The sequence below is a fragment of the Frankia sp. ACN1ag genome (assembly GCF_001414035.1).
Taxonomy (GTDB): Bacteria; Actinomycetota; Actinomycetes; order Frankiales; family Frankiaceae; genus Frankia; species Frankia torreyi.
The window spans coordinates 1-12,590 of record NZ_LJPA01000002.1 but is presented as its reverse complement, the minus strand read 5'-3'; the positions used below and the strand labels follow the sequence as shown (position 1 = coordinate 12,590).

Sequence of the window (12,590 nt, the reverse complement as noted above, 5' to 3'; positions counted from 1 at the left end):
CGGCGTCGGTGCCCGGGCGGGCCCCGCGGCGGGAGGCCGGGCGCCCCCCGGCCCCCGGCCGCCGCCGCGGGGCCGGGGGCGGTGTCCGGCCGGTCGGACATCAGCATGGAGGCCATGAGTTCCCCCGCCGACGCTCACGACCAGCACCGACACCCTGGCGCTGCCGGCCGTTCCCGTTCCCGCGCCCGCATCCGCAACGAGCGGGTCGTCTTCACCCGGATGAGCTCCCCCCAGGACCGCGCGGCGGACCTGATCACGGCGTTCGCCGGATCGCTGCCCTTCGTGTACCTGCACGCCGTCTGGTTCACCGGCTGGATCCTGCTCAACGAGGGCGTGTTCGGTGACGGCGCGGTGTTCGACCGCTACCCGTTCGGCCTCCTCACGATGATCGTCAGCTTGGAGGCGATCTTCCTGTCGACGTTCGTCATGGTCAGCCAGAACCGGGAGGCCACCCGGCAGAACCTGCGCGCCGATCTGGACTTCGAGACCAACCTGCGCGCCGAGATCTGGTCCGTGCACATCGGCCGAGCCCTCGGCCTGGACCCCGCCGAGATCGAACGGCACGTCCAGGAGACCCTCGCGCACGCTCGCACCGAGCTCAGCACCGGTCACCCCGAGCCGACGGACGCCGGCCATCTCTGAGCCGACGTCCGGCCGCCGCCCACCGTCGCCGATCTGCCAGGCGGCGACCACGCCGGCGATGCGGCCGGCGGTGCGGCCGGTTGGCCGGGCGTTTCAGCGGTCGGCGTCGCGGCCGTCCAGCGGGCCCGGCGCGGGACCGGAGATCTCCTCGAGGCGGGCGGCGTGCTCCTCGGGCAGGGCAAGGTCGAATCCGGCGAGATTCTGTTCGTACTGTGCGAAGGTGCGCGGTCCGATGATGACCGATGTGACGCCGGGACGGGCGGCGGCCCAGGCGAGCGCCACCGCCGCGGGCGTCGTGTCGAGCTCGGCGGCGACCACGGCCACCGCCTCGGCGATGCCCAGCCCGCGCTCGGTGACGATCCCATCGGCGAAACGCCGGGCGGCCGGGGCGCCCCACGCGCGCAGGCGGGCGACGCGGGTGTCGGCGTCCGGATCTGCGCCGCGGCGATAGCGCCCGGCGAGGATCCCGCCGGCCAGGGGACTGTAGATCAGGGTGCCCACGCCGTGGCGGGCGCAGACGGGCAGGACCTCGGCCTCGATGCCGCGCGCGACGAGGGAGTACTGCGGCTGAAGGCTCACGAACGCCGTTCCGTGAATGCGTTCGGCCGCCCACTGCGCCTCGACGATCCGGCTGGCGCTGTAGTTCGAGCAGCCGAGGTAGCGCACCTTGCCGGCGCGGACGAATCCGTCCAGGGTCGCCATCGTCTCCTCGATGGGCGTCTCGTCGTCCGGCTGGTGCACCTGGTACAGGTCGACGTAGTCGGTGCCGAGCCGGCTCAGGCTCGCGTCCAGGGCGCGGGTCAGGTGCACCCGGGACGAGCCGCGGCCGTTCGGGCCGGGGCCGGCGGGCATGTGTCCCTTGGTGGCGAGGACGACCTCGTCACGGCGGGCGGCGATGGCGCGTCCGACGATCTGCTCCGACTGCCCGCCGCTGTAGATGTCGGCGGTGTCGATGAAATTGTGCCCGGCGTCCAGGAAGGCATTGATGATCCGGGTGGCCTCGGTCTCGTCGCAGGACGCGAGGCCGACCGCGCCGAAGTTCATCGCGCCGAGGCACGCCTGGGAGACCTTGAGGCCGGACCGGCCCATCGTCCGGTAGTCCACGTCGATCCTGCTTTCAGTCGTCGCCCGTCGGGAAGGCTCGGTGCCTGCCGGGGTCGGTCGGTTTCCCCGGGGCAGTTCGGCCGGTGGTGCCCGCCACCTCCGCACCGGATGCCCTTCGGGCCGCGTCCTCGTGACGGGAGGCTCGGTGGTCGTCGCCTGCGTAGCCGTCGTTGGTCGAATAGTCGTCGTCACTTGCGTAGCCGTCGTCGCTTGCGTAGCCGTCGTCGCTTGCGTAGTCGTCGCTTGTGTGGCCGTCGCCGGTCTCGGTCGGGTAGGCGGTGAGGTCGCCGGTGTCGGGCCCGCCGGCGGTCTGCGCCCCGGGCGTGGCCGGGGTCGCGCGCAGGCCGGTCAGGGCGAATGCGACCAGACAGAGGGTTCCGGCCGCGGCGAGCGCGAACCACGGCGACCAGCCGCCCGGGGGGTTCCACTGCGACCGGCCGAGGAACCAGACGGGTCCGCCCGTGCCGACGGCGTAACGGCGGGCGTTCGCCCACAGCCCGACGAGGTGGACCGCGGCGACCGCCAGCGGCACCGCGACCTGGATCAGCCGGCGGACCGCGCCCGGCAGCCGGGCCGCCTGCCGGGTGACGATCTCCCCGGCGGCGAGCGGCAGCAACACCGCGAGGGGCAGCAGGTAACGCCCATACACCGGGAAGCGGGTCTGGCGCAGCACCACGACGTCGAGGCCGACGGCCACCACCGCGGCGCCGACGAGCACGGCCACGAACCCCAGCCGGGCCCGCCACGGACCGGTGGCCAGCGCCACCAGGGCGAGGACGACGACGGCGAGCCACCAGATCCGGTACGCGTACGTGGGCATCGGCAGGCTCGCCCAGCCGAACACGCCGACCCACTGCCGCACCCAGGCGTCGGCGTCGTGGGGCAGGCGATGCAGCCCCTCGACGACCAGCGCCCGGCGGATCCCCGGATGCGGCTGCACGGCCCGTTCCCACAGCGCCGTCGCCACGACGCCGCCGGCAGCCAGCCCCAGCCAGAGCACCGGCCACGCCCGCCGCCACCGGGTCGCGCTCCGCCACCGGTCCGCGCTCCGCCACCGGCCCGCGCGCCGCTGGGCGAGCACCAGGCCGACGAGCGGGGCGAGCAGCACCCAGGCGGGTCCGGTGGGTCGCGACAGCGCCAGCAGTGCGCCGACGACGCCCACCGCCGGCCAGGCCCAGCGGGGCGGACCCGTCGCGCGGCCCATCCGCAGCACCAGCGCGAACAGCGCGGTGCAGGCCGCGATCTCGATGCCGTTGGTGCCGAGCACGGAGCCCATGAACAGCACCATGGGCGACGCGGCCAGCAGCACCCCGGCGACCGAGAGCGGGCCGGCCGGCCCGCTCCACGCCGCGGCGACCGCGACGGCGAGCAGCCCGGCCACGAGGGCGGCGGTGACCGCCCGCCCGGTGTAGAGCGCGCCGAGCGCCGTGTCGGTGTGCGCCATCGCCGCGCCCGGGACGGCGTAGACATACGGCTCGTAGGTCCCGACATAGCTCAGGGCTCGCGTCGCCGGTGGGCGGGGGTGCGGCCGGTCCAGGCAGCTCACCGACAGCCAGTTGCGGAACAGGTTGCAGGGGAAACCGGCCCGGCCCGGGTCGAGCCCGGCCGGCAGTCGGAAGACCCGGCTGTTGCGGTTGATCCAGTCGATGCGCTCCGGGGCCCCGGGCTGCGCCCCGAACGCCGGATGCGCGAGCCGCCCGGGCGTGCCCGACCACTGGCCGGTGCCGGCGCCGACCTCCTTGACGAAGTTCGCCGGCTCGTCCGGCCCGAAGCCCGGCGCGTTGCTGCCGACCCACGCCGCGAGCAGCAGGCCGAACCCCGCCACGAGCAGGAGCCGGGCGAGCCGGCCACGACGATGCATGCGCGACGTCCCCCGCCCGCGCCCCGGCGGGCGCGCAGACTGCCGTCCGGGGCGAAATTCTCACCCCATGTCACGACAAGTATGGGCGACAGCGACGGATCGGTCGCCAGGTGGGGACCCGGACCCGCCCATTTCGGGCGGCGCGAACCCGCCGAGGGCGGCGACTTCTATAGCCTTCTGTCATATATGTCCCATACGTTCCTACTTGGGAAATATATACCTGATGTCCTATGGCGGCGGTCCGCCCGATCCCTGGGACAGCGCCGGGCGTTGCTGTCCAATGGTTACGCGCGACTGGGTGGACCATCACAGAAAGAAACTCGTCCGCCGTCCGGATCGTTGGGTTCAGTGCAAACCCCGTCACCATCCGCGGTAGACCAGGTGGGCGTCGTGCACCGCTGACTGCTGGTAGTGACCAGGACGAGAACCATCGGCTACGACGCCACCCTCGGGCCGCCCGTTTGGGTGACCCCCTTCATTGCGCCGATCCTCGAGGAGTTTGGACATGACCCCACCGGTCACCCCGCCGTCGCCGTCGCGGCACAGCCACTCGCCGCCGGTCGAGGCGAGCCGGAAGACCCCGCCGCGCGGCTCGCGCCGGTCGCGGCGGGAGGCGGCCCGCCGGGAGGGGTGGCGTCCCGACCTGCAGGCCTCCCTCGTCGTCTTCGTCGTCGCCCTGCCGCTGTCGCTGGGCATCGCCGTCGCCTCCGGTGCCCCGGTCGCGGCCGGCCTGCTCGCCGCGGTGGTCGGCGGCATCGTCGCGGGGGCCCTCGGTGGCGCCCCGTTGCAGGTCAGTGGGCCCGCCGCGGGTCTGACCGTGATCGTCGCCGATCTCGTCAACACCTACGGGTGGCGGGTCACCTGCATGATCACCGCGGCCGCCGGCCTGCTGCAGATCCTGCTTGGCCTGTGCCGCGTCGCCCGGGCCTCCCTCGCCGTCTCACCCGCCATCGTCCACGGCATGCTCGGCGGCATCGGCCTCACCATCGTCCTCGGCCAGATCCACGTCGTGCTCGGCGGGAAGGCCGACAGTCACGCCCTGGAGAACATCCGGGCGATACCCGAGGCGATCATGAGCCCGCACGGCCCGGCGACCGTCGTCGGCCTGGTCACGATCGCGACGATCCTGCTCTGGCCGCGGCTGCCGCAGGCCGTCCCGGGTGCCCTCCGCCGCATCCCGGCCTACCTCGTCGCCGTCGTCGTGGGCACCGCGTTCGCCGCCGCCGTCGGCTTCGACGTCCCACGCGTCGAGCTGCCCGCCTCCCTGTTCGACTCGATAGCCCTGCCCGAGTTCCCCCACGGCGACTGGTCCGGCATCGCGCTGGGGATCTTCACCGTGGCGATCGTCGCCAGCGTGGAGTCGCTGCTGTCCGCCGTCGCCGTCGACCAGCTCGCGACCTCGAAGGGCTGGCGGGGGCCGCGGGCCGACCTGGACCGCGAGCTGCTGGGCCAGGGCACGGCCAACCTCGTCTCCGGCCTCATCGGCGGTCTGCCGATCACCGGCGTCATCGTGCGCAGCTCGACCAATGTCATCTCCGGCGGGCGCACCCGCGCCTCGGCGATCCTGCACGGCCTCTGGGTGCTGGCGTTCGCGCTGTTCCTCGGGTTCGCCGTGGAGTGGATTCCGCTGGCGGCCCTGGCCGGCCTGCTCGTCGTCGTCGGGCTGCGCCTGGTCGACGTGGCCCACCTGCGCCATGTCCGCCGGCACGGCGAGCTGCCCGTCTACCTGGTGACGCTGGTCGGCGTCGTCTCGCTGGACCTGCTGCAGGGTGTCGCGCTCGGGCTGGTCACCGCGCTGGGGCTGGTCCTGCGTCGGGTCCTGTGGTCGAGCGTCCGCCTGGTGCGCTCCGGCGAGCTGTGGCAGGTGGAGGTCGAGGGGACGCTGAGCTTCCTGTCGCTGCCGCGCCTGGCCCGCGTCCTTGGCCGGATCCCGCTCGGCGCACCCGTCTCGATCGAGCTCATCGTCGACTACCTCGACCACGCCGCCTTCGAGCACCTGCGCGGCTGGTGCGCCAACCACGAGGCGTCCGGCGGAGTGGTCAGCATCGACGAGATCGGCCAGGTCTGGTTCCGTCGGTCCGACCACACCGAACGGCGCCGTTCGGTGACGCCGAACCTGCCGCGCTGGTTCGCCCCCTGGTCGCAGTGGCAGGAGCTGGACGAGATCGACCACCAGGAGGCCGGGACGGCCGACCACGCGCCGTCCGCGGCGGTCCAGGTCGACCACGTCGGCACGATGCTCGTCGGCGTCAACGAGTTCCACCGCCGCGCCGCGCCGCTGCTGCGCGGCACCTTCGACGGCCTCGCCGAAGGACAGCAGCCCTCCGCGCTGTTCCTCACCTGCGCCGACTCGCGCATCGTCCCCAACATCATCACCAGCAGCGGGCCCGGCGACCTGTTCACCGTCCGCAACGTCGGCAACATCGTTCCGCGGCACGCGAGTCACCGTCCGCCGCTTGGCCGGCCCCTCGCCCGCGACCTGGGCCGACTCGCCTCAGCCAGCCCGACCGGCACCGGCGTCGGCATGGCCTCGGGCGTCGGCATGGCCGCCGGCGTGAGCATCGCGCCCGGGGTGGAACTGCCACCCGGTGCCGCCTCGGGGCTCCGCTTCGGCCTGCCGGTATCCGGCGACCTGTCCGTCACGGCCGCGCTCGACTACGCCGTCGACGTGCTGCGGGTACCCGCGATCGTCGTCTGCGGCCACTCCGGCTGTGGCGCCATGAACGCGCTGCTGACCGGCGCGCTGCACGGTCAGCCGGAGTCGGCGCTCGCCGGCTGGCTGTCCCACGCCGCCGCGTCGCTGACCCGCACGCCCCCGGCGGGGACGGAGGACCTCGCGCCGGTCGAGCGCCTCGGCCGGGCCAACGTCGCGCAGCAGCTCGACAACCTGCGCGAGCATCCGGCCGTGCGCCGGGCCCTCGAGGACGGCACGCTCGAGCTCGTCGGCATGTACTTCGACATCGGCGCCGCACAGATCTCGGTCCTCGACGAGGAGACCGGACGCTTCGTCGACCCGGCGGATGCCCGGGCCAAGGCACCCGCCGACCAGGGCCCGGGTCGGCGCTGGGACACGCCGGCACGCGGAATGACAGCACTCGACGGCCAGGACACCGCCGCCGTCGAGCAGGCGTCACCGGCCGCGTCGGGCGCTCGCCGCGGGCGCAGGTCGGCTCCGACGGGATAGCCGGCGCTCAGGCGTCCACGTCCCCGCGGCCCGGGACCGCCGTCGGGGACGTGGACGCACGCCGCTCCGGTGTCGCCAGCTCCGGTGTCGCGAGCCCCGGTGACGGCAGGTCCGGCGGCGGCCCAGCCGCGGACAGGCGGTCAAGCATCGCCGGCACCTCGCTGGTGTGCAGGACGCCGAGGGACCGCGTCGCCCGGGTCAGCGCGACGTAGAGGTCGTGCGCGCCGCGCGGGGACTCGGCGTGGATCCGGTCCGGATCCACGACGAGCACCGTGTCGAACTCCAGCCCCTTGGCCTCCCGGATCCCGAGCACGACGACCGGCGCGGACAACCGGGCGCCGCCGCCGGTCTCGGCGTCCGGCACGGCCGCCCGCACCGCGGCGGTCAGCTCGGCGAGCCGCCCCGCCGGCACCAGCACGGCAAGCTGGCCGGCGGTCAGCCGGTCCAACTCGGCCAGGACCGTCCGGGCGAGTACCGGGCCGAGTTCACCCTCGCTGACCCGCAGCCGCCAGGGCTCGAGGCCGAGCGCGCGCACCGACCGCGGCGGCTGCTGCGGCGGTCGCAGCGTCGCGAGCACGTCGGCGGCCACCGCCATGATCTCCGCGGGAGTCCGGTAGTTCACCGTCAGCGACTCCTGCCGCGGACGTGGGCCCGACGCCGTGTAGGGGGCGAGGACCCGTTCCCACGACGTCGTGCCGGCCGGGTCGCCGGTCTGGGCAATGTCCCCGACGATCGTCATCGACCGGGTCGGGCAGCGGCGCATCACCATCCGCCACGCCATCTGCGACAGCTCCTGCGCCTCGTCGACGACGACGTGACCGAACGTCCACGTCCGGTCCGCCAGCGCCCGCTCGGCGATCGTCCGCAGGTCGGCGTCCTCGTGCCGGTCGGCGAGCCGGGACGCGTCGATCAGGTCGGTCGCCATCATGATCTCGGGGTCGTCCTCGACGTCGCGGGAGATGATGTCGAGCACGCCCTGGGCGTAGGCCACCCGGGCCAGCCGGTCGCGCAGCGCCGCGGCGCGGGCCGCGCGGTCGTCCTCACCGAGCAGCTCCGCCGCCTCGTCGAGCAGCGGGATGTCCGCCGCCGTCCAACCGCCGGCCGGTCGCGGCCCCTCGCCGGGGCCGGGCTCACCGCCGTCGCCGCTGACATCGCCGCTGACACTCTCGGTGCCGGTGCCGGTGCCGGTGCCGGTGCCGGTGCCGGCCGCGGGTCCGCCGTCCGCGCCGGGGTCAGCGCCGGTCGTGCCGTCCGCGCCGGGGCCCGTCGACGCCGCGGCGCCGGCGGTGGCGTCGCGCAGGTCGCGCAGCCAGGCGTCGTCCGGGTCGGTGCCGTCCTCGGCGAGCGGCCGGTGCAGCAGGCGGCGTTCGGCGGCGGTCAACTCCGGCGCCGCGGACGCCAGCGTGCCGGGGTCCGCGTACAGCTCGGCGACGAGCTGCTCGGGGCTCAGCACCGGCCACAGCTCGTCCAGCGCCGCCCGCACGGCCGGATCGGCGCGCAGCTCCCGGCGCAACTGGGCCAGGTCCTCGTCGTCGAGCAGGCTGGTGCCGCCGAAGCCGGCCGGGGCCAGCAGGTCGAGCGCCTCCGGGTCCGCCTCCAGCACCTGCGCGGTGATCGTCTCGGCGGCGTAGCCGTCGGCGACCTGGCGGGCCAGCGCCTCGATCACGGCCCGCACGAAGATGGTCCGGGCCTGGTTGTGCAGCTCACCGGATTCCCGGGCGAGCGCGCGGGCCCGGGCACAGGTGCTGCGCTCGAGCAGCAGCAGGCGTTCCTCGGTGTGGATCTCCAGCGTCTGCCCGCGGGGCAGCCGCTGTCGGTCGCGGACGGCTGCGGCGAGGACGTCGGCCAGCACCGCCCGGCCCTTGAGCTCGGCCAGCGCAGGCTCCTCCGGTCGGTCGGCCCGCACTCCCGGGTAGAGCGCCTCGACCGTCGCGCTGACCACGCTGGTCTCGCCCAGCGACGGCAGCACGTTCTCGATGTAGCGCAGGAACGTCGGGTGCGGCCCGACGACCAGCACGCCGCTGCGGGCGAGCCGGTCGCGGTGGGTGTAGAGCAGGTAGGCGGCGCGGTGCAGGGCGACCGCGGTCTTGCCGGTCCCCGGCCCGCCCTGCACGACGAGGATCCCGCGGTGGTCCGAGCGGATGATCCGGTCCTGCTCGGCCTGGATGGTCTCGACGATGTCGCTCATCCGGCCGGTGCGCGCGGCGTTGAGGGTGGCGAACAGCGCCGGCTCGCCGACCAGCTCGGTGGCACTCGGCTCCCGGACGGCCAGCTCGAAGACGTCGTCGTCGAGGCCGGTCACCTCCCGGCGGCGGGTCGTGATGTGCCGCCGGCGCCGGACGCCGAGCCGCGCGGCCCCGGTCGCCACGTAGAACGGCCGGGCGGCCGGGGTGCGCCAGTCGATCAGCAGGGGCTCGTAGTCCGCGTCCTCGTCGAAGATGCCCATCCGGCCGACGTAGCGCCGCTCGCCGCCGTCGAGGTCCAGCCGGCCGAAGCACAGGCCGTTCTCCGCGGCGGTGATCCGGGCCAGCGTCGCCGCGCACTCGGCGCTGGCCGCGTCCCGCTCGAACCGGGCCCGGGGCAGGCTCTCGGAGTGCCGGAGAACCGTCCGCAGCCGGGACGTGGTGCGCCGGCGAATCCCGTCGAGCCGATCGTAGAGAGCAGAGACGTATGCCTGCTCGGATGCAATGTCATCTGTTGACAAACCGGCCCCATCCCTGCTATTGTCAGGCGCGCATAAATCTATTTCATAGGCTGCCTCTGGTGAAGTCTAGTCAGCCGGTATCAGGCTTCCACAATCGTGCCGGTCTGGCAGCCCCGGCGGGCGATCGAAAGCCATGGCCTGTCGATTCTCGTGGCCATGCGCCGGTGTTCAGGCTCGCGCGCAGCGGGCCGCCAGCCGCTCGTAGGCGTCCAGCGCCCGCTCGTCCGGCCCGTCCATCGCTTCATTATCCGGCACCGGCGAAATGCTCGGCGGTGCCGCCCGTTCGGGGTATCGGCACCGGGAGGCGGGCCGGCTCGGCGTAACAGCCGCCGATCCACGCGAAGACACGCCGATCCCCTCCAAAGCGGGGGTGAGCGGGCGCGGGAAGGGCGACCCTCGCGGATGTGGAACGCACTTCCGAGAACGGCCCGGTTCCCACCCAGCGGAAGGCACCGTCGGCGCCGCTCGCCGCCGAACACGATCCGGTGCTCACCTACGGCAAGGAGGACGACGACGGGGTCCGGCCGTGGGCGCGCCACGACCGGACGATGGCGCAGACCGGGGTACGCACGATGGCCCGGCGGCTGCCCGGACTGCTGCGGCTCGCCTGGTCGCTGGCCTGGGAGGCCGATCGGCGCGGCCTCGTCGTCATGGTCGTCCTGCGGGTGCTCGCCGGGGTGATCGAGGCGGCCGGCCTGCTCGCGGTCGCCGGCGTGCTGACCGCCGTGCTGCGCGACGGCCCGACGCCGCAGCGGCTGCACGACGCCCTGCCCGCCCTCATCCTCGTCGTCGCCGCCGGAACGCTGCGCAGCGGCCTGGCGGCGGCGACCAACCTGGTGCGGGTCCGTCTGGGCCCCCGGGTGGACCGGGTCTGCCACGTCCGGCTGCTCGACCTGTCCACCCGCACGTCGATCATGGCCTTCGACGATCCGCGCTTCGTCGACGACCTTGACGCCGCGGAGCGGGGCGCCGCCAGCGGGCGCCAGCTCGTCGACAACGCGATCGAGATGCTGACGTCCGCCGTCCATATCGCCGCCGCGGGAGGTGTGCTGGGCGTGCTGCACCCGGTGCTGCTGCCCCTGCTGGTGCTGTCGATCCTGCCGGACGNCTGGGCGTCGATGCGCTCGGCTCGGCTCGCCCACGCCTCCTGGCTGGGCCGGCTGCGCCAGGTCCGGCGCCAGTACATGCTCCGGTACCACATGACCGCGCGGGAGTGTGCCGCGGAGATCCGCTCGTTCGGGCTCGGTCGTTTCCTGCTCGACGAGTACACGATCCTTGCCCGCGAGCAGGAGGCCGAGCAGGTCCGCGTGGGCCGCGGACAGGCGCGGTACCGGCTGACCGGGGAGGCGGTGTCCGGGCTCGCCCTCGGCGTCGTCTACGGGACGCTGATCCTGTTGCTCAACGCCGGGGTGATGCCACTGGCCGCCGGCGGCACCGCGGTGCTCGCGATCCGCACCGGCCGCAGCGCACTCGCCTCGGCGCTGACCACCCTCAACACCGCGTACGAGAACTTCCTCTACTTCGATGAGTATCGCGCCTGGATCGCGCAGGCCAGCGGGCTGGTGCCCGAGCCGCGCGACCATGCGGCGCCGCCGCGGCCGGCGGTCGTCCGGGCCGAGAACGTCGCCTACACCTACCCGCGCACCGACACCCCGGCCCTGCGCGGCGTCACCGTCGAGCTGCGCCGCGGCGAGGTCGTCGCCTTCGTCGGGGTGAACGGCAGCGGCAAGTCGACCCTGGCGAAGATCCTCGCCGGCCTGTACGAACCGGACACCGGGACGGTGAGCTGGGACGGCGTCGACCTCGCCGGCGTCGACCCGGACAGCGTCCGGGAGAGCATCTCCGTGATCCCGCAGGACTACACGCAGTGGCCGATGTCGGCCCGGCTCAACATCGCCGTCGGCCGGATCGGCCGGCTCCTCGCGGACGGCCCGGACAGCGTCATCCCCGCGGCCCGCGCGACCGAGGCCGACGAGGTGATCGAGAAGCTTCCGCACGGCTACGACACGTCGCTGGCCCGCCAGTACAACTCCGGCCACGACCTGTCCGGGGGCCAGTGGCAGCGGATCGCCTGCGCGCGGGCGGTCTACCGGGACGCCCCGGTCCTCATCGCCGACGAGCCGTCCGCCGCCCTCGACGCCCGCGCCGAACAGACCCTGTTCACCCTCATCCGCGAGCTGGGCCGGGACCGCACCGTCCTGCTCATCACCCACCGCCTCGCCAGCGTCCGCACCGCCGACCGCATCTACGTCCTCGACGGCGGTCTCGTCACGGACCAGGGCAATCACGCCGAGCTGATGTCCCGACCCGGCATCTACCGCGAACTGTTCACCCTCCAGGCCAGCCAGTACGTCGACACTGAACCGCCCCGGGTCTCGTAGAGGGCCGGATGCTTAGACTTCGGCCCTGCCCACCACCGTGCCCTCGCCGGCACAAACAAGTGATCCGGGTAGGTCGAGTGGCGCTCGGCGTGCTTCCTGGCTGTCTCGGCGGAGCCGGTGTCTTCGAGGCGCTTCTGGTAGCGGCGTTCGTACTCCTCCTGGAACTCGTCCGAGCTGCGCTTGAGGAAGAGCATCCCGAAGATGTAGTCCCGGTACTCCGGGCCGGTCATGCGCCCGCGAAGGACGTCGGCGGCACCGAAGAGATGGGGCTCCAGCTGGGGGAGAGTGAGCAGAACCACGCGCGATGTCCTTTGGCTGATCACTTCTGAACAGAGGGGGCTCTGACGAGTCCGGATGGCGACCGTCCGCGAAGGTATGCCATCCACCCGTGGCCTTCGTCAGCGGGCAGCGGGGACGATGCCGAGCGAGACCAGCAGCCGCCAGACACCGGTCGACGGGTCCTGTCGCAGCGGCGGACAGTCCAGAGCGTGGCCGGAACGCGCAGACCACGCCGGCCAGGCCAGCGGCGGGGCACCGGCAGAACCATGATCCACCCGGTCGACGCTTGCCTGGCTGGCGCTGCAACCGCTGTGCGCACAGGCGTTGACGAGTGCTCGCGGAGCAATGGTTGAGACCTGTGGATCGGCTGGGGAGGGCGTACCTTCCCGGTGATCGAGGTTGAGGTCTCAGTCAGGCCGACGTTGACGCGTCGGT

Annotated in this window: 7 protein-coding genes and 1 pseudogene; 4 read left to right on the top strand and 4 right to left on the bottom strand. The window is 73.5% G+C overall.

All coding sequences use genetic code 11. The annotated features are described in order from the left end of the window. Window positions 1–114 precede the first annotated feature (114 nt). A complete protein-coding gene (locus UK82_RS01525) occupies window positions 115–642 on the top strand; it encodes a DUF1003 domain-containing protein (protein ID WP_199865367.1) in 528 nt (175 codons plus the stop codon). Between the two features lie 93 nt (window positions 643–735). Here UK82_RS01525 and UK82_RS01520 read toward each other — a convergent pair whose 3' ends face one another. Further along, window positions 736–1,746 (bottom strand): aldo/keto reductase, encoded by a 1,011-nt coding sequence (locus tag UK82_RS01520; RefSeq protein ID WP_044884856.1) that lies wholly within the window; start codon window positions 1,744–1,746, stop codon window positions 736–738. A 13-nt stretch (window positions 1,747–1,759) separates the two neighbouring features. Continuing rightward, window positions 1,760–3,607 carry a DUF2142 domain-containing protein gene (locus UK82_RS01515; protein ID WP_055406094.1) on the bottom strand — a complete coding sequence of 616 codons (1,848 nt, stop codon included), beginning with the start codon at window positions 3,605–3,607 and terminating at the stop codon, window positions 1,760–1,762. A 505-nt stretch (window positions 3,608–4,112) separates the two neighbouring features. Here UK82_RS01515 and UK82_RS01510 point away from each other — a divergent pair. Next, entirely contained in the window at window positions 4,113–6,791 is a 2,679-nt protein-coding gene (locus tag UK82_RS01510; protein WP_052681043.1) for a bifunctional SulP family inorganic anion transporter/carbonic anhydrase, read from the top strand. 7 nt (window positions 6,792–6,798) lie between these two features. Here the strand turns inward: UK82_RS01510 and UK82_RS01505 are convergent, their stop codons facing one another. After that, the gene (locus UK82_RS01505) at window positions 6,799–9,495 is read right to left on the bottom strand and encodes an ATP-binding domain-containing protein (RefSeq protein WP_055406093.1); all 2,697 of its coding nucleotides are present in this window, start codon (window positions 9,493–9,495) and stop codon (window positions 6,799–6,801) included. 404 nt (window positions 9,496–9,899) lie between these two features. Between UK82_RS01505 and UK82_RS42210 the strand changes: the two are divergent. Both UK82_RS42210 and UK82_RS34915 read left to right on the top strand, forming a co-directional pair. Then, window positions 9,900–10,602: pseudogene (locus UK82_RS42210) on the top strand (ABC transporter ATP-binding protein); the annotation flags it as partial. 1 nt (window position 10,603) lies between these two features. After that, window positions 10,604–11,876, top strand: a 1,273-nt coding sequence (locus UK82_RS34915) for an ABC transporter ATP-binding protein (protein ID WP_396230433.1), incomplete at its 5' end; no start/stop codon positions are given. On the opposite strand, the gene UK82_RS01495 is transcribed toward UK82_RS34915, so the two are convergent. Next, entirely contained in the window at window positions 11,810–12,175 is a 366-nt protein-coding gene (locus UK82_RS01495; protein WP_055406091.1) for a type I restriction-modification system subunit M N-terminal domain-containing protein, read from the bottom strand. The two genes, UK82_RS34915 and UK82_RS01495, sit on opposite strands and share 67 nt — an antisense overlap. Between the last annotated feature and the right edge of the window lie 415 nt (window positions 12,176–12,590).